Origin of the sequence: Pseudomonas sp. OV546 (assembly GCF_900116845.1) — a bacterium.
Taxonomy (GTDB): Bacteria; Pseudomonadota; Gammaproteobacteria; order Pseudomonadales; family Pseudomonadaceae; genus Aquipseudomonas; species Aquipseudomonas petroselini.
The window spans coordinates 173,130-191,009 of the sequence record NZ_FPCE01000008.1 but is presented as its reverse complement, the minus strand read 5'-3'; the positions used below and the strand labels follow the sequence as shown (position 1 = coordinate 191,009).

The 17,880-nt window shown below is 62.0% G+C and carries 14 protein-coding genes; 3 read left to right on the top strand and 11 right to left on the bottom strand.

Features of this window, described 5'->3' with window-relative positions; translation table 11 throughout:
• The first annotated feature begins 12 nt into the window (after nt 1-12).
• Nucleotides 13-1,263, top strand: coding sequence for an MFS transporter (locus tag BM403_RS19600; protein WP_093544274.1), 1,251 nt, complete (start codon nt 13-15; stop codon nt 1,261-1,263).
• A gap of 121 nt (nt 1,264-1,384) precedes the next feature.
• Here the strand turns inward: BM403_RS19600 and BM403_RS19595 are convergent, their stop codons facing one another.
• The 4 genes from BM403_RS19595 to BM403_RS19580 form a co-directional block, all read right to left on the bottom strand.
• Nucleotides 1,385-3,568: a xanthine dehydrogenase family protein molybdopterin-binding subunit gene (locus BM403_RS19595; RefSeq protein ID WP_093544272.1), complete on the bottom strand. Its 2,184-nt coding sequence runs from the start codon at nt 3,566-3,568 to the stop codon at nt 1,385-1,387.
• Entirely contained in the window at nt 3,565-4,554 is a 990-nt protein-coding gene (locus BM403_RS19590; RefSeq protein ID WP_046034262.1) for an FAD binding domain-containing protein, read from the bottom strand. Before BM403_RS19590 ends, BM403_RS19595 begins: the two co-directional genes overlap by 4 nt.
• Entirely contained in the window at nt 4,551-5,057 is a 507-nt protein-coding gene (locus BM403_RS19585; RefSeq protein ID WP_015885999.1) for a (2Fe-2S)-binding protein, read from the bottom strand. The genes BM403_RS19590 and BM403_RS19585 overlap by 4 nt, the downstream gene beginning before the upstream one ends.
• A 95-nt stretch (nt 5,058-5,152) precedes the next feature.
• A complete protein-coding gene (locus tag BM403_RS19580) occupies nt 5,153-5,599 on the bottom strand; it encodes a DUF4879 domain-containing protein (RefSeq protein WP_093544270.1) in 447 nt (148 codons plus the stop codon).
• A gap of 173 nt (nt 5,600-5,772) precedes the next feature.
• On the opposite strand from BM403_RS19580, the gene BM403_RS19575 reads away from it, so the two are divergent.
• On the top strand, nt 5,773-7,068 hold the full coding sequence (locus BM403_RS19575) for an NCS2 family permease (protein WP_015886001.1): 1,296 nt from the start codon (nt 5,773-5,775) through the stop codon (nt 7,066-7,068).
• Nucleotides 7,065-8,144: a tRNA (uridine(54)-C5)-methyltransferase TrmA gene (gene trmA, locus BM403_RS19570; protein WP_093544267.1), complete on the top strand. Its 1,080-nt coding sequence runs from the start codon at nt 7,065-7,067 to the stop codon at nt 8,142-8,144. The genes BM403_RS19575 and trmA overlap by 4 nt, the downstream gene beginning before the upstream one ends.
• On the opposite strand, the gene BM403_RS19565 is transcribed toward trmA, so the two are convergent.
• The 7 genes from BM403_RS19565 to BM403_RS19535 all read right to left on the bottom strand — a co-directional run bounded on the left by BM403_RS19565 (nt 8,127) and on the right by BM403_RS19535 (nt 17,192).
• Nucleotides 8,127-8,594 (bottom strand): DUF2442 domain-containing protein, encoded by a 468-nt coding sequence (locus BM403_RS19565; protein ID WP_093544264.1) that lies wholly within the window; start codon nt 8,592-8,594, stop codon nt 8,127-8,129. The genes trmA and BM403_RS19565 overlap by 18 nt on opposite strands.
• Entirely contained in the window at nt 8,591-9,019 is a 429-nt protein-coding gene (locus tag BM403_RS19560) for a DUF4160 domain-containing protein (RefSeq protein ID WP_093544262.1), read from the bottom strand. Before BM403_RS19560 ends, BM403_RS19565 begins: the two co-directional genes overlap by 4 nt.
• A 135-nt stretch (nt 9,020-9,154) precedes the next feature.
• Nucleotides 9,155-10,471 (bottom strand): TolC family outer membrane protein, encoded by a 1,317-nt coding sequence (locus tag BM403_RS19555; RefSeq protein ID WP_015886005.1) that lies wholly within the window; start codon nt 10,469-10,471, stop codon nt 9,155-9,157.
• Nucleotides 10,468-11,793, bottom strand: a complete 1,326-nt coding sequence (locus tag BM403_RS19550) for an HlyD family type I secretion periplasmic adaptor subunit (RefSeq protein ID WP_093544260.1) — start codon at nt 11,791-11,793, stop codon at nt 10,468-10,470. The genes BM403_RS19555 and BM403_RS19550 overlap by 4 nt, the downstream gene beginning before the upstream one ends.
• A complete protein-coding gene (locus BM403_RS19545) occupies nt 11,790-13,526 on the bottom strand; it encodes a type I secretion system permease/ATPase (protein WP_093544258.1) in 1,737 nt (578 codons plus the stop codon). Before BM403_RS19545 ends, BM403_RS19550 begins: the two co-directional genes overlap by 4 nt.
• 173 nt (nt 13,527-13,699) lie before the next feature.
• Nucleotides 13,700-14,332 (bottom strand): heme acquisition protein HasA, encoded by a 633-nt coding sequence (locus BM403_RS19540; protein ID WP_015886008.1) that lies wholly within the window; start codon nt 14,330-14,332, stop codon nt 13,700-13,702.
• A gap of 103 nt (nt 14,333-14,435) precedes the next feature.
• Nucleotides 14,436-17,192, bottom strand: a complete 2,757-nt coding sequence (locus BM403_RS19535; protein ID WP_093544256.1) for a TonB-dependent receptor — start codon at nt 17,190-17,192, stop codon at nt 14,436-14,438.
• Nucleotides 17,193-17,880 lie beyond the last annotated feature (688 nt).

The following is a 17,880-nucleotide window of genomic DNA, read 5'->3' as shown; positions in this document are numbered from 1 at the left end:
CCTGAAGCCCCGATGCCTAGTGAACCCGCGTTGCTGTTGCGTTATCACCGCCCTTTCATCGCGTTCTGGCTGGCGCGCATCTTTACCGCCAGCGGCTTCCAGATGCTCACCGTGGCCATCGGCTGGAACCTCTACCAACTGACCGGCAATGTGCTGGACCTGGGGTTGGTTGGCCTGGTGGAGTTCGTGCCGCGCGTGCTGTTCATGTTGCACACCGGGCACGTGGCCGATCGCTATGAGCGGCGCAAGGTCGCGGCCATCTGCCAGACCGTGCAGGCGCTGATAGCCCTGAGCCTGGCGATTGGCGGCCTGACCGGCAACGTGACCCGCGAGATGATCTTTATCCTCGCCTTCCTGCTCGGCGCCGCGCGCTCGTTTGAAATGCCCACCACCCAGGCCATGTTGCCAAGCATCGTGCCCAGCGCGTTGTTCCCACGGGCCGTGGCGTCGTCGCAGTCGGCCCAGCAGTTGGCAACCATCGTCGCGCCGGCGCTCGGCGGTTTGCTCTACGCGTTTGGCAGCGTGTGGGTGTATGGCCCCACGGTGGTGCTGTACCTCATTGCCTGCGTGCTGACCCTCAACCTGCCCGCACGCCAGACGCCGCTCAACAAAGGCAAGGCCACGCTGGATTCGCTGTTAGCCGGCATCCATTTTATCCGCAGTCGCCCGGACATCCTCGGCGCCATCTCCCTCGACCTGTTCGCCGTGCTGCTGGGCGGCGCCACCGCGTTGCTGCCGGTGTTCGCCAAGGACATCCTGCTAACGGGTGCCTGGGGCCTGGGCCTGCTGCGGTCGGCGCCGGCCGTGGGAGCGTTGTTGATGTCGCTGTGGTTGGCGCGGTTCTCGGTGGACCGCCATGTAGGCCGTGTGATGTTTACTGCCGTTGGCGTGTTCGGCGTGGCAACCATTGCCTTCGGCCTCTCCACGTCGTTCTGGTTTTCCCTGGCGGTGCTGGTGGTGCTCGGGGCGGCGGACATGATCAGCATGGTGATCCGCGCGTCGTTTGTGCAGTTGGAGACACCGGATGAAATGCGCGGGCGAGTCAGTGCCGTCAACGGCCTGTTCATCGGCGCGTCCAACCAATTGGGCGAGTTCGAATCCGGGATTACCGCCCACTGGTTCGGCACCGTGCCCGCCGTGGTCATGGGCGGGATCGGGACGCTGGTGGTGACTGGGGTGTGGATCAAGCTGTTCCCGACCCTGGCGAATCGGGATCGCATGCATGTGCCGGTGGAAGAGCCCGCTCAAAAAACCAGCGTATAACCCATGTGGGAGGGGGCTTGCCCCCGATAGCGCCATGTCAGTCACAGCATCGTTGACTGACCCCCCCCATCGGGGGCAAGCCCCCTCCCACCTTTAGATAATCAGTGCTTGCCAGAGCATGTCAGAGCACCTTATCCAAGGTGATCGGAAACTCCCGAACCCGTTTGCCGGTGGCGTGATAAATCGCATTCGCCACCGCCGCTGCCACGCCGACAATACCGATTTCACCAACCCCCTTGGACCCCAGGGCGTTGACGATCTCGTCATGCTCCTCGACAAACACCACGTCGATCTCGCCAATATCCGCGTTTACCGGGAGGTGGTACTCGGCCAGGCTGTGGTTCATGTAGCGCCCCAGTTGATGGTCGATCTGGGTTTCTTCGTGCAGGGCCATGCCGATACCCCACACCACACCGCCAAGGATCTGGCTGCGCGCCATCTTCGGGTTGACCACACGCCCGGCGGCAATCGCGCTGACCACCCGACGGACCTTGATGGTGCCCAGGTCTTCATCCACCTGCACCTCGACAAATACCGCCGAATGGGTGGCGGTGCTGTAGCCCTCGCGTTTTTTGTCGGGCTCGCTGTCGACCTGCACGTCCAGCGCGTCTTCGCCACTGTCCTTGACCAACTGCGCCAGCGAAACGCTCACGTCGCCCGTATGCAACTGGCCGTCTTCGAAGCGTACGGATTCGGCGTCCTTGAAGACCGGGTAAGTCTGGCGGGCAATCTCCAGCAACTTGGCATTCAGCGCCTCGCAGGCTTGCTGTACGGCGGTCCCCACAGAAGACACGGTAAACGATCCGCCCTGCAGCGGCGCGGTGGGCAATGACGAATCGCCCAGCATAAACACTACGTCCTCGACCGCCACACCACTGGCCTGGGCCGCGATCTGGGTCATCACCGTGTACGTGCCGGTGCCGATATCGGTGGTGGCGCTGCTGACCGTCAGCTTGCCCTGCGCGTCAATCCGCGCCTTGGCACTGGCCTTCATCTGCATGGCCTCCCATACCCCACCGGCCATGCCCCAGCCGATCAGCTGGCGGCCGTCGCGCATACTGCGCGGTTCCGGGTTGCGCTGGCTCCAGCCGAAACGCTCGGCACCTTCGCTGTAGCATTCGCGCAGGGCCTTGCTCGACCAGGGTTTGTCTTCGTTCTGGTTGCGCTCGGCGTAGTTGATCAGCCGCAGTTGCACCGGGTCGATCCCCAGCGCGCAGGCCACTTCGTCCATGGCGCACTCCAGGCCGATCACGCCAAGGGCGGCACCGGGAGCGCGCATGTCCAAGGGCGTGAACACATCCAGGGGCACCAGTTTGTAGGTCAGTAGCACGTTATCGCAGTGGTAGAGCATGCCGCTCCACTCCACCACATGTTCGCTGAAATCCTCGAAGCGCGAGGTCTGGCCGATAGCGGTGTGTCCGAGTGCCAGCAGGCGTCCGTTGGCGGCGGCGCCCATTTGCAAGCGCTGCAAGGTGCGCGGGCGGTAGCCGAAAGTGAACATCTGTTGGCGTGTCAGGGTGACGCGCACCGAGCGCTTGAGCGCCAGCGAGGCCATCACGGCCAACGGCAACTGGTACTGCGGGCGCAAGCCGGAGCCAAAAGCGCCGCCGACGAATGCGGCGAAGATGCGCACCTGACTTTTATCCAGGCCAAAGACTTTTTGCACATAGGCCTGGCAATTCTGTGGGCCCTGGGTCTTGTCATGGATATGCAAGGTGCCATCGGGTTGATACAGCACGGTGCTGGCGTGGGGTTCCATCGGGTTGTGGTGTTCGATGGGCGTGCTGTAGTGCAGATCCAGGCTGACGGCGGCGCCGCTCCACTCGGCCTGGAAGTTGCCACGCGGCGCGGGCGGGGTTTGCGGCGAAGCATGGGCCTGTTCCTGCAAGGCCATCAGGTCGGTTTCGAAGGCTTCGGTTTCGTACTCGATGTCCACCAGGGAAGCGGCATGCCGCGCCAGCTCCAGGTTATCGGCGATCACCAAGGCCAGGGGCTGGCCGCTGTACAGCACGCGGTCGTTGTACAGCGGGCGGAACGGCGAGCCATCGGCGGCGTCGTCGTCTTGGAAAGCGTCGTCGTAGCTGGCGATTCTCGGCCGGTTGAGGTGATGGATAACCTCCACCACGCCCGGCAGGGCCAGCGCCCTGGAAGCATCGATGCGCAGCACACGGCCCTTGGCGACGGTGCTGGACACCACGCTGCCGTGCAGCAGGCCATGCTCGGGAAACTCCCCGGCATAACGTGCCTGGCCGGTGACTTTGAGCAGACCGTCCACCCGGTCCAAGGGTTTGCCGATAGCGGTCATGGCTGTTCTCCTGCGACAGCAGCGTCGCTCAGGGCGCGAATGATCGCCCGGCGCGCCAGCTTGATCTTGAAGCCGTTGTGCGCCAGCGGCTCGGCGTCTTGCAGCAGGGCATCGGCGGCGTGGCTGAAGGTTTCGCGGCTGACGACCTGGCCGATCAGGCCGGCTTCCACGGCGCGGTCACGCCAGGGTTTGTGGGCCACGCCGCCGAGGGCCAGGCGTGCATCAACGATAATGTCGCCGTCCAGTTCAAGCGCTGCGGCAACGGAAACCAGGGCGAAGGCATAAGACGCGCGGTCGCGGATTTTCAGGTAGTGACTGTGGCTCGCCAGGTTATCGGCGGGCAGCTCGATCGCGGTGATCAACTCATCGTCAGCCAATTGGTTGTCCCGTTGCGGCGCATCACCGGGCAGGCGATGGAAATCGGCAAACTCGATGATCCGCGCACCACCACGCCCTTCCACATGCACCCGCGCCTCCAGCGCAGCCAGCGCGACGCACATGTCGGACGGATGGGTCGCGACACACTCTTCACTGGCGCCGAGGATCGCATGGATGCGATTCAAGCCGGTTCGCGCCGGGCAACCGCTGCCGGGTTCACGTTTGTTGCAGGGCACGGTGGCGTCATAGAAGTAGTAGCAACGGGTGCGCTGCAACAGGTTGCCGCCGGTACTGGCCATGTTGCGCAGTTGCGGCGAGGCGCCCGCGAGGATGGCTTGCGACAGCAATGGATAACGCTGTTCGATCAACGGGTGCCAGGCCAGGTCGGCGTTGCTCACCAGGGCGCCGATCAGCAGTCCGCCTTCGGCCGTTTGCTGAATGTCATGCAACGGCAGGCCGGTGATGTCGATGAGGTGCTCGGGGCGGCTGATATTTTCCTTCATCAAGTCCAGCAGGTTGGTGCCACCGGCAATAAAGCGCGATGCCGCGCTGCTGAGGTGGACCGCCTCCTGTACATCCGCCGGTTTGCTGTAATGGAAGGGGTTCATTGCTCACCTCCCACGACGTCCACGATGGCATCGCGGATATTGCTGTAGGCACCACAGCGGCAGAGGTTGCCGCTCATCAGCTCTTGGATTTGCGCGGTGTCGTGGGCACGGCCTTCATTGACCAGGCCGACGGCGGAACAGATCTGGCCGGGGGTGCAGTAACCGCACTGGAAGGCGTCGTGCTTGATAAAGGCTTGCTGCATCGGGTGGAGCACGTCGCCGTCGGCCAGGCCTTCGATGGTGGTCAATTCGGCGCCGTCGCACATGACGGCGAGGGTCAGGCAGGCGTTGACGCGTTTGCCGTCGCGCAAGACGGTGCAGGCGCCGCATTGGCCGTGGTCGCAGCCTTTTTTGCTGCCGACCAGGTCCAGTTGCTCGCGCAGCAGGTCCAACAGCGTGGTCCAGGGCAACACGTCCAACTGGCGGTCCTGGCCGTTGAGGCGCAGGCGTATCGGGTGGCTGACGAACGGCTGGGCCGCCGCGCCATTGGGGGTCGCGCTCATAAACACCTCACGGGTTGGTGTACATCCGCGGCGTTAGAAAAGTCGCCGTCTCAGGGGTACGACTTCCCGTGGTTTTGAGCGTTCAAGAAGATTGATCAGCGGATATTGAGCAGGGTTTTCAGGGTGTTTCGCGGGGGGTTGATCGAGGCGTTGCTGTATTCGAACCAGCCCTGGGCCTCCACATTCAGGTCAAACACATAGATGTAGCCCATCAACGTGCCGGCCCCGCTGCAGGCCTCGCTGACGTTGCCGACCTGGCATACCGGCGTGCGCTGGCCGTTCAACACCGCGCCATTAAAGAGGCCAACCGGGTTATTGCCCAGGCCGACTTCCATGACAGAAACCTTAGTGGGCCCACGGTGCGTACACATCTGGGTCGTGCTCACACGCTCAGGAATGGTTTCCGTGCAACGCGCCGACTCAACCTTGAACACACGCACTTCGCTCAACGGCGGTGCAGTCGCGCCCCACGCCGGTGCTGCACCGAGCAACAGGCTGATACAGGGGATCAGGGCTAGACTCCACGGGCTGGCGTTTTTCATGCGGCGGATGACCTTCGTTTAAACGTCGGCGCAGTATGCCTCAAGGCCTCGGCTGCTGGTATGATGCGCCGCTTTTTCCGATCCTCTCTGAAACCACAGGCGCTTGGCGCAGTTTGTGCTTTGACTTAGAGGTCAACAAATCACGACGCCACAGAGCGTCACTGGGAGCAGGCATGCTGGAAAAGCTGTTTCAACTCAAGGCACACAACACCAACGTGCGCACCGAGATCCTCGCGGGCATCACGACATTCCTGGCCATGGCCTACATCCTGTTCGTGAACCCGAGCATCCTCGGCGAGACCGGCATGGACAAAGGCGCGGTCTTCGTCGCCACCTGCCTGGCCGCCGCCATCGGTTCGACCGTGATGGGCCTGATCGCCAACTACCCGATCGCCCTTGCGCCGGGCATGGGCCTCAACGCCTTCTTTACCTACACCGTGGTCCTGCACATGGGCCACACCTGGCAGGTTGCGCTGGGGGCGGTGTTTATCTCGGCGGTGCTGTTCTTCCTGCTGTCGATCTTTCGCATTCGTGAGTGGATCATCAACGCCATCCCCCTGCCACTGCGCTCGGCGATTGCCGCCGGTATCGGCCTGTTCCTGGCGCTGATCGCCCTGCATAACGCCGGGATCGTGGTGAGCAACCCGGCCACCATGGTGGGCCTGGGCGACCTGAAACAACCCGCGCCGATCCTGGCCACCCTGGGTTTCGTGCTGATCGTCGCGCTGGAAGCCCTGGCCGTACGCGGCGCGGTGCTGATCGGCATCCTGGCGGTGACCATCGCCTCGATCGTATTGGGCTTCACCCCGTTCATCGGTATCACCTCGGCACCACCGTCCCTGGCCCCGACCTTCCTGCAGTTGGATATCAAGGGCGCCCTGGATATCGGCCTGGTCAGCGTGATCTTCGCCTTCCTGTTCGTGGACCTGTTCGATAACTCCGGCACCTTGATCGGCGTGGCCAAGCGCGCCGGCCTGATGGGCAAGGACGGTCACATGCCGAAAATGGGCCGTGCGCTGATCGCCGACAGTACCGCCGCCATGGCGGGCTCCCTGCTGGGCACTTCGACCACCACCAGCTACATCGAGTCCGCTGCGGGCGTGAGCGCCGGTGGCCGTACCGGCCTGACCGCCATCGTGGTCGCGATCCTGTTCCTGCTGGCGTTGTTCTTCTCGCCACTGGCCGCCAGCGTGCCGGCCTACGCCACCGCGCCGGCACTGCTGTTCGTGGCTGTGTTGATGACCCAGGGCCTGGCCGAGATCGACTGGGACGACATCACGGTTGCAGCGCCGGTGGTGGTCACCGCCCTGGCGATGCCTTTCACTTACTCCATCGCCAACGGCATCGCCTTCGGTTTCATCGCCTGGACCGCCATCAAGCTGCTTTCGGGCCGCTACCGTGAGCTGAACCCGGCATTGGTGATTCTGTCGATTCTGTTTGTAATCAAGCTGGGCTGGTTCAACGCATGACTTTTGACGCCGCACGCTACACCGCTCAACTGCAAGACAAGGTCACGCGCTTGCGTGACCTGCTGGCACCGTTTGACGCGCCAGAGCCACAGGTCTTCGACTCGCCGCTGCAGAACTTCCGCCTGCGCGCCGAGTTCCGCCTGTGGCGCGAAGGCGGTGAGCGCCACTACGCGATGTTTTCCCAGGACGACAAGCGCACGCCGATCCTGATCGAAGAGTTCCCCATCGCCAGCCAACGCATCAACCAATTGATGCCGCAGCTCAAGGCCGCCTGGCAAGCCAGCGCCGCCCTGAGCCACAAGCTGTTCCAGGTGGAGTTCCTGACCACCCTGGCCGGCGATGCGATGATCACCCTGTGCTATCACCGCCCACTGGACGAGCATTGGCACACCGCCGCGAATAAGCTCGCCACCGACTTGAACGTCAGCATCATCGGCCGCTCCAAGGGCAAGCGCGATGTGATCGGCCACGACTATGTGGTGGAAAAACTCGAGGTCGGTGGCCGCACGTTCAGCTATCGCCAACCCGAAGGCGCCTTCACCCAACCCAACGGCACGGTGAACCAGAAGATGCTCAACTGGGCCTATGACGCCCTGGGCGATCGCCCGGACGATTTGCTCGAGTTGTATTGCGGCAACGGCAACTTCACCCTGCCCCTGGCAACACGTGTACGCAAGGTGCTGGCGACCGAGATCAGCAAGACCTCGGTGAATGCGGCCTTGAGCAACCTCGATGAAAACGCGGTGGGTAACGTCACCCTGGTGCGCCTCTCCGCCGAAGAACTCACCGAAGCGCTGAATGAAGTGCGCCCGTTCCGCCGCCTGCACGGTATCGACTTGAAGAGCTATGAGTTCAGCAGCGTGTTCGTCGACCCGCCGCGCGCCGGCATGGACCCGGACACCTGCGAACTGACCCGGCGCTTCGACAACATCCTGTACATTTCCTGCAACCCGGAGACGTTGGCGGCGAACATCGCGCAATTGCATGACACGCACCGGATTACGAAGTGCGCAATGTTTGACCAGTTCCCGTGGACGCACCATATGGAATCCGGTGTGTTACTGACTCGGCGGTAGTTCAACGTCCTCAGGTTCCTTCTTGCGTGGCCGCCCGCCCTTCTTGCCATTGGCTCGGGCGGCGGCGGATTTGGCGGCGCTGCTTTTGCGACCGTTGCGCGACGCAACCAAACTGGTGGCTAGGTCCATGAGCGGTTTGCTGGTGGCGATCAGGCCCGTGACCGAAACATCCAAATCCCGGGCCTCACAGCACAGCGCCTTGCCGCCAAAGCCGACTTCCAGTTGCTCAAAGTCCTCCAAGGAAAACCCCTCGAACTCGGGCAGGCCAGCCACCGGCAGTACAACGCGACTGCCGTCGCTGAAGCCGATGGAAATGCAGTTGTCTTCATAACGCACAGAGCTGGCGCGGGCATAAAGGTGCCGTGTCTTGCGCCCTGGGGCTATCGCCTTTTCGACGTCCGCTTCAGTGAGCGGTTTGTAGGGTACAACCTTGGCTTTTACGATTTTCATAAATCAATCCCCACACAGTCTGGTGCTCTTACCAGATTCAGAATTGTCCGTTGCGCAACGACATCGTGCCGGGCGCTTGCGATGACATGGACTCCATGTCGAATAACTAACCCTGGCACCAATTCACCGGCCTCCCAATCCCAAGAATGATTCTCCAGGCAGACCGTTTGCAGGTATTCCCACCAGATCCTGCGTGCCCGCGCCAGGTAATGCCGCTGCATGATCGCCCCGCGTATTTCTTTCAAAACCGCCATGGGTGGCTGCCGACGCTCAGGCTCTACGTCCCACAATTCCACGTCTCCATCCAGAAAACTGAAACGAAAACGCGCATCCCACTCCTTCCCCCTGACATGCACATGGGGCGGGCAATGCTCCTCCCTGATAAACACCGAAATCACATATCCCTTGTAAGCGCCTACTCTCATCGTAACCCATCCGTTAGGTTATTTTCCGCCAGGTAACAATTTTCCCCTGTCACCCGACAACCGGCTCCATTTTCCCGAAGCTGTTTCACAGACTAGTAAGCACAAAAAACCCGGCGAATGCCGGGTTGTAACCACTCATGCCGAGGGCTGGAAATACCCCGCCAAGGCCCGCAAGTCCTGCTCGCTCAGCAACCCCGCGTAATACTTCAACTGAATCCGAGCCAGCAGATACGCATGCCGCGCATTCGCCAGGTCGCGGCGGGCGGTGAAGAGTTGTTGTTCGGCGTCGAGCACGTCGAGGTTGACGCGCTCACCGCCGGTGACGCTTTTCTGGGTCGCGGCGACCAAGGCAGTGGCCGAGCTGACGGCCATTTCATAGGCGCGCACTTTGGCGGCGCCGCTGGTGTTGAGGTTGAACTGCTTGCGCAACTCCACCAGCGTGGCCGAGGTTTGCGCGTCCAACTCGTACTGGGCCTGGGACAGCTGGTTCGCCGCCTGGCGGGTGGAGGCCGACACCCCGCCGCCGGCAAACAGTGGCAGGCTGACCTGAATGCCGACACTGTTGGTGTCGTACTGTTGGTTGTAGCTGCTTTCCGAGTCAGAGCGGGTCTGGCGACTGGTGGCGTACAGGCTGACCTTGGGCAGGTGGCCTGCACGTTTGCGCTCCACTTCGTAGGACGCTACGTCCAGGGCGTGGTGCTGGGATTTAAGCTCCGGGTTATTGGCCATGGCCATGTCGCGCCAGGTCTCGAAACGGTTGGGCTGCAGGGGCGGGATGTCGAATTGGCGCGTCAATGGTGCCAATTCTTCGATCTGCAGCGGCTGGCCGACGATGGCTTCCAACTCGCGCAGGGCACTGTCCTGAGCGTCCAGGGATTCGATTTCTTCTGCCTGGGCCAAGCTCAGGCGCGCCTGGGTTTCCAGCACATCGGTGCGCGTGCCCTCACCGCCCTTGAGCAGGCGATCATTGAGTTGCAGGCGCTCGGCATACGCGCGTTTCTGCGCACGGCTCAGCTCGATACGTTCTTGCGCCAGCAAGGCCTGGCTGTAGGCATTGAGCACCCGCACCGCCAGTTCCTGGCTCTTGCCGCGAAAGCGCTCGTCGGCCATCAAGGCCTGGGCGGTGCCCTGGCGAAACCGCGCATAGGCTTCGTAATCCAGCAACGGTTGCTGCAAGGTCAGGGTCGAAGCATAGCTGCGGTAGTCACGGTCGCTGGTGACCTCACCCGCCGTCACTTCAGACGCGTTGCGCGAGTTGTTATAGCTCCATGACAGGTTCGGCAACAACGCCGCACGCCCGATCACGCGATGTTCTTCACCGGCTTCACGCTCCTGGATAGCGGCCTGAAAAGTCGGATCATTGCGCAGGGCCAAGTCGTAGGCATCCAGCAAACCCAAGGCGTGCGCCGCCGAGGTACAACCGAAAAACAGGGTAAACAGCAGCGCCTTCATTCTTCCACCAGGGCCATATGGGTGCGATCCAGCAGGGGTTTGAACAGGTAGTTGAGCATCGAGCGCTCACCGGTCTTGATGAAGGTTTCCACCGGCATGCCGGGACGTATCTGCACGCCGTCCAGTTGTTGCATGCCGGCCGCGCTGACCTGGGCGCGCAGCGTGTAGTAAGGCTCGTCGGTGCGTTCATCGACCTGGCGATCGGCCGAGACCAGTGTGACCTCACCGGCCACCCGTGGCGTGGTGGCCTGGTTGAAGGCCGAGAACAGCAACTCCACCGGCAAGCCCGGATGCACCTTGTCGACCATCTGCACCGGCACGCGCGCCTCCACCAGCAAGGGTTCGCCCTGGGGCACGATGTCCATCAACGCCTGGCCGGGCTTGATTACGCCGCCCTCGGTGTACACATCCAGCCCCACCACCACACCGGACGCCGGGGCGCGCACCAGGCTGTTGGCCAATTCGAACTCGGCCGAGGCCAGTCGATTGCGCAGGTCGTCGCTGCGGGTACGGGTCTCGGCCAACTGGCCGCGCAGGTCTTTCTGGAAGTCTTCGCCGAGCTGACGGATGCGTAGCCGCAGTTCGAGCACCTGGCGCTGCAACTGACCGATACGGCCATAGTCCTCGGCGATGGCGCCATCGACCTGCGAGTACAGGCGCTCGCTGTCGAGCAGGCGGTTGCGTGGGATGTACCCGTCACGCGCCAACGCGCGCAGGCCTTGCAGTTGCTCACTCAACGCCGCGCGTTGCTGGACTTTGCTGGCTTGCGAATCCCGCGTACCGCGCAGCTGCGCCTCGGCGCCGGCGATGGTTTCGCGCAGGCCTTGTTGCTCGGTAGCCAGGGCCTGGGCACGGCTATTGAACAGCTGCCGTTGCAGGTTCAGGGTGGCCGCTGCTTCAGGATCGTCGAGCAGTTCGGGAGCAAAAGTGATTGCCGACAACCCTTCACTTTCGGCACTCAAGCGCGCTTCGCTGGCCAGGGACGCCACGTACTGGCTGCGCAGGGACTGCATCTGCCCGCGCAATGGGGTTTCCTTCAAGCGCAGCAGCACCTGGCCGGCACTGACCACCTCACCGTCGCGCACGTCAATGCGCTCGACGATACCTCCCGCCGGGTGTTGCACGGTCTTGCGATGGCCCGAGACCATGACCTTGCCCGACACCGCCACGCCCTTGTCCAACGGCGCCAACGCCGCCCAACCGAGGAAACCGGCAAAGCCACCGAGCACCAACAGCCAGCCAATGCGCGAGTATTTTTTGTCATCCAGCGCCAGCACGTTGTTCGGCGCCTCGCAGACCAACACAGGTTTGCTCTGGCTCATGCCTGTTTTCCTTCACCGAGGCGGTAACTCATGCTCAGGGTCGACACCGGCTTGCTCGCCACGGGCTTCTGCCGTGCCTCCAACACACGCGCCGTAGGGCCGAACGCCTGCAATTGACCGTCCTTGAGGATCAGCAACTGGTCAGTCAGGCTCAGCACGTTGGGTTTGTGGGTGATCAGGATCACGGTACGGCGCTGTTGCTTGAGCTGGCCGATGGCTTGGAGCAGGGCGTGCTCGCCCACCTCGTCGAGGTTGGCGTTGGGTTCATCCAGCACGATCAACGCAGGCAGGCCGTACAGCGCACGGGCCAGCGCAACGCGTTGCTTCTGGCCGCCGGACAAGCCGGCGCCGCCCTCCCCCAATTGCGTGTCGTAGCCTTGGGGCAGTTGCAGGATCAATTCATGCACGCCAGCCATTTGCGCAGCAGCGAGGACTTTATCCGCGTCGACCTCGGCAAAGCGTGCGATGTTTTCCGCAATGCTGCCGGCGAACAATTGAATGTCTTGCGGCAGGTAACCGATGTGCGGACCTAACTGCTGCTTGTCCCACAGGGCCAGGTCGGCACCGTCCAACCGCACCTTGCCGGCCAGGGGCGCCCAGGCGCCCACCAGTATTCGCGCCAGGGTGGATTTGCCGCAGCCCGACGGCCCGATCACGCCCAGCACGTCGCCTGCCGCCAGGTTAAAACCGAGGTTGGCCAGCGCCGGCCGACGGCTGCCGGGGGCACAGGCGCTGATGTGCTCGACGCTCAGTTGGCCTTTAGGCACCGGCAGGCTCATAGGGACTGGTCGCGCCGGGTTGGCCTCCAGCATCTGCGACAAGCGTTCGTACGCCAGCCGCGCCGAGCCCCATTGCTTCCACACGCCGATCAGTTGGTCGATGGGGGTCAACACCCGGCCCATCAGGATCGAGCCGGCAATCATCATCCCCGGCGTAATATCGCCCTGCACCGCCAGCAACGCGCCCAAACCCAGGACCAGGGATTGCAACGCGAGGCGCACGCCCTTGGACCAGGCGCTGACGGCTGCGGTCTTTTCACTGGCCAGGTTTTGCTGGGCCAAAAACGCTTGATGCTGGCCGAACCAGCGTGCGCGCAACGTGCCGAGCATGCCCATGGCTTCGATGGTGTCGGCATTGCGCAGGTTGGCCGTGGCCTGCTGGCTGGCGCTGATGGACAGTTGGCTGGCCAGGGCCATCGGAGCCTGACTGACGTGGTGGTTAACCCACGCCAGCGCCATCAACAGCAGCGCGCCGACCAGTGCCAGCAGGCCGAGCCAGGGGTGAAACAGGAAAATCACCAACAGGTACACCGGAAACCACGGCGCATCGAAAAACGCGAACAACGCCTGGCCGGTGGCGAACTGGCGCAGCGTGGTCAGGTCATGCAGCGCCTGGCCGGCCGCCTGGGTGCCGCCCTTGAGTTGCGCTTCGAACGCCGCGTCGTACACCCGCTGGTTCAAGCGCATGTCCATCTGCGTGCCGAGGCGAATCACCACCTGGCTGCGCACCCACTCCAATGCGCCCATCAGGCCGAACAGGCCGAGGATCATCAGCGTCAGCATCAACAGGGTCATCTGATTGCCCGAGGCTAGCACCCGGTCGTACACCTGCAGCATGTACAGCGCCGGGGCGAGCATCAGCAGGTTGATCACCGCCGAGAACAGGCCGATGTTGAAGAAGCCACTTTTATAGGCCGTGAGGGCGGCCAGGGTTTCGTTGCCGGCGTGGCGCATCTGGGGATTCTCAAAGGGTTGAGCGGGCAGCGTCATCGCGTTGACAGGCCATGCGACGCTGCGCAGAATTCGGCACCGCCGTCGCCTGAAGAGTTAGAAGGCTTGGGCAACGGCGGTGTGTCATGCGGCGAATGGGAGAGCGATCTTCCATTCGCTTTTTTCATGCAGCGGATTTAGGCCGCGAGTGCCCAGTCCTGGGCCACGTCCTGCACGCCCACCAGTGCAACGTCGGTGGTGGTCGAGGACGCCGCGTGGGCCGCGAGGCCGGCGGAGATCTCGTCGAAGGTGTTGGCCGTCGACAGGCTCGGGTCGATAGCGCCCAGCAGCTCGTTGAGTGCCGATTCCAGTGCACTGGTGTTGCCCTGGATCAGGCCGTAGATCACGCTCTGCACATCGTTGCCGACGCGGCCTGCACCTTCGGCGGCGGACAGGTCGAGGCCATTGAAGGCGACTTTGTAGGCACTCAGGTCGAAGTCGCTGCCACTGCCGCCGGTCAGGCCAGTGCCCAGCTCGACGTTATCCAGTTCGCCCCACAGGTAGTGGTTCAAGTTGCTGCTGGCCGGCAGTGTTGGATTGAACACGTAGTGCAGGCCGTTGCTGGTGTCGCTGTCGGCGATGAACGCGTAGTCGGAGTTGTTGGCGCCATGGGACGCGTATTGGTCACCGGCGAAGGTCCCGTTGCTGAAACCACCGTTGTTGCCGCCAGTGCCATGACCTGCCGTGGCAAAACCAAGAGCCCAGTCCGACAGGTAGTCAGACAGCGAAGTAGTGCCCAGGTACGACTCGTAGCTAACAGAAATAGTCATCACTAAACCTCATAATTACAGCGCTATTGATCAATGCGCAGCTGCGCACTTTTTACCCAACCCTGGGCAAAACCGTGGTTGATGCGGTGCCGTGGCACCGGTATCAGAATTTGTATTCGAGCATTCCGCTCAAGGTCCGGCCGCGAGCCAGGCTGAGGTTGTTGGCATCGCCCATGGCGACGAAATACGCTTCGTCCGTGGCGTTTTCCAACGCCAACGCGATGTTCAATTGATCGGTCATCCAGTAACTGGCGTAGACGTCATACACGGTGTATTTGGGCCACATGGCCTGGTCGATCAGGTTGTAGCCCTGGTTGTCCAGGTTTTCCCCGTTACCCGAGCTGTAGCGAACACGCACACCGGTATCCAGGCGCTTGTCCAAAAAGCGCGCGCCCAACGTCAACGACGCGCGATCAGCGGGGGTGTAGGTGGCGTTGCCCATGATCTTGCCGCAGCTTTCCTTGGCATTGGCGGCCTCGTCATCCAACAATTCGTAGCGGGTCACAGGGCGGAAACCGATGGTGCCGTTGGGCCGGGTAAACCGTTCGATAACGGTGGTGCTGGGACCGGCCTTCTTGGCCCCGCCCAGGTAGTAGTTCTTCGAACAGAACTCGTTGCTGCCGATCATGTGCGTGTAACTAAGGTTGGTATACGCACGCCCCATGTCGTAGTTGAGTTGGTACTCAAGGCCCCTGAACCGCGTGTCATTGAGGTTGTTGGTATACGCCATGATCCCGTTGAAACCCCCAACGGACGTCTCCGGCAAACTCACACTGGTATTGAGGAAGGTGAAATTCTTAATCTTGGTGTCGAAGTACGCCACCTTGATGCCCAGTCGGTCGTCATTGAAAAAGAGCGACTCCTTGAACACGTTCATCCCCACTTCCCAATCGCGAGACTCCTCTGGCTTCAGGTAAGGATTGGGGAATACCCGTTCATTCGAACCACCCCCGTGGGGGCGGCCGCTCATAAAGGTTTCAGTGACAGCCGGCGGGCGCCAGCCCTTGCCCCAGCGGGTATACAGTTGCAGCCAGTCGACCCCAGGCTTGATGCCGATACCGAAGGTCGGCGAAAACCGTCCGTCTTCACGGTCGATATCAAAAATGTCCTCGACACGCTTCGCGCCCGTCGTACTGGTGTAAAACCGGTCGCGCTTCCACAGCGTCATCCCGGTGACACCCTCCAGCCGATAACGGTCGTAACGCAGCCCGGCATCCACGGTCAGCCAGTCGTCATATTCGTATTGCAGGTTATTGAACACACTGGCGATGGTGCGCTTGCCTTCCGGGTCGGCACTGGGGGTGTAGGGCAGTGATCCGGAGTTGATCGTGTTGGTGGACTCGATCTTGTTGGTACTGGGCTTGAAGGTGTCCTGATACATCTCCAGGCCATAGTTCCAGCTCAGATGCCCCACGCGGCCCAGGTCGAAGCGCGCCGTGTTTTCGCCCTGCAGGCCCCAGGTATCGGTCTGGAAATGGTCGGTGTATGCCGGCGTATAGTTGCCGGAACTCAGGGACGCGAGGTTGCCGGCGTTGGAACGATCCAGTTGGGTGGTGACGTAATAGAGCTTGGCCTTGAAATCGATCAGCGCGTTATCCGGGCTGTAGCTGTAGTCCAGCGCCGCGTTTTTCGCGTTGAGGTTGTTCTTGCCGGTGCGTACGTAATAGCTGCTCTGAAGATCATCACTGATGTAGCCCCAGGCATCATTGCTGTCGGTATCGCTTTCCAGGTAGCTCAATTGCACGCGCTGATCGTTGGGCAGGTTCAGGCCGAACTTGACGATCTGCGACCGGGTCACGCTGCCGGTATCACCGACTTCGCTGTTCAACCAGTCGTCGAAGGCGACCGGGGCATACTTCCTGGCCCGCAGATTGGTGCCCAGGTTCTGGTCATTGTGGGTGCCGGCCCGGTAGTTGCCGAAATGGCGCTCGCTGTAGCCGAGCAGCACATCGCCGCGCTCATCACCAAAGGCAAACACGCCACTGCCATTGAAGTAGGTACCGTTGCCCAGCTCACCGATACCGCTGCCCGCGCGAAAACGTCCGCCGATCTCTTTACCATCCTTGAGGAACTCGCTGGCCTCCAGGGTCTTGAACGAGGCGATCCCGCCGAGTACGGCCGCCCCACCCTGCCCCGACTGGCTGCCCTTGTCGATCTCGATGCTGGAAATGAACTCCGGGTCAATCAGCATGGTGCCATTGCGCTGCTGGTGCCCATTGACGTTGAAGTTCTGGCGCATGCCGTCGATGTTCATGTTCACACGGCCATAGTCCTGAACGCCGCGAATGTTCACGGAAAGACCAGGGTCGCGTTGGTCAACGGCGGTGTAGACCCCCGCAGTTTCCTCCAGCATGTCGGCCGCGTGACGGGGTGGGCGCTTGTCGATCATGTCACGGCTGATGACTGCCACGGACTTTGGGGTCTGGTACACCCAATCGCTGGCCTGGCCATTGGTGTTACCGGTAATGGTGGTAGTGCCCACGGTCATGGCGCCGTCGTGATCGTCACTGACGCGGTTGAGCGTGACCTGGCGCTCGCCGGTAAAGCGATACTCCACCGGCGCGGCACCGAGCAAACGGCCCAGGCCTTCCTGCACGCTGAAACTGCCCTTGATCGCCGTACTGCTCAAGCCTTGCAGGCGCTGGCTGTCAAACAACACCTGCAAGCCAGCCTGGTCGGCGAAGGCCAGCACGGCACTGCCGAGAGATTGCACGGGGATATCGAACGTCAACACAGCAGGTTGGGTAGCGCCCGATTGAGGCTGCGCGGCATACACCGGCGCCACTGCGGCGAACAGGCCCAAGTGAATGGAAAGGGCTAACCGGCTACCGGTGATACGCCCCTTGTTGAGTGCTGACATTTCGATTGTTCCCTGCGCTAAGCGTTTTTTGTTTATGCGAATGCTTCTCACCTAGCAAGACGTGCGACGCGCAGGAAGTCAGTAAGACTTTTCCAAAAGTTTTTTAACGAAGGGGTTCAAGCAGGAAACTGAGCCGGCTTGCCGGCGATAGCCATAGATACGGACACACCGTTGTAGCAACCGAGACTAACCACGATGCGAAGCGAGCCGCTCTTGATCGTGATCTAGCTTTTGATCTCAGGCGCCCCGTCAAACACGCTGGCCGGAATTCGACAGGGATTTGGGGGGTAAACCGGCAGGGATGCCGGTTTAGCCGCCCCGCGCCATGGATGGCGCGTGGCGGCGGCCCCCCAAATCCCTGGCGGATTACGGGCACACCGAGCCTAGGCGAGGTGCCGAGTGTTGGGGCGAAGGCCTTTTGGTTACTTTTGGGCCTTTTCCAAAAGTGACCCGCCGTAAGGGCGGAACCCATAGTGGCCGAGACCTAAATAACGGATATGTACCGGGTCTGATCCAACATCCTGGTCGTCTACCAGCGCGCCAGCGGGAGCAAGCTCCCTCGCCACAGGTCCTGCGCCATACCCAGAATTGTGTAGATACCGAGGCCCGATGGCGCTGAATCAGTCAACTGATGAATTGACTGACACACCGCTATCGGGGGCAAGCCCCCTCCCACATTTGGATCGCG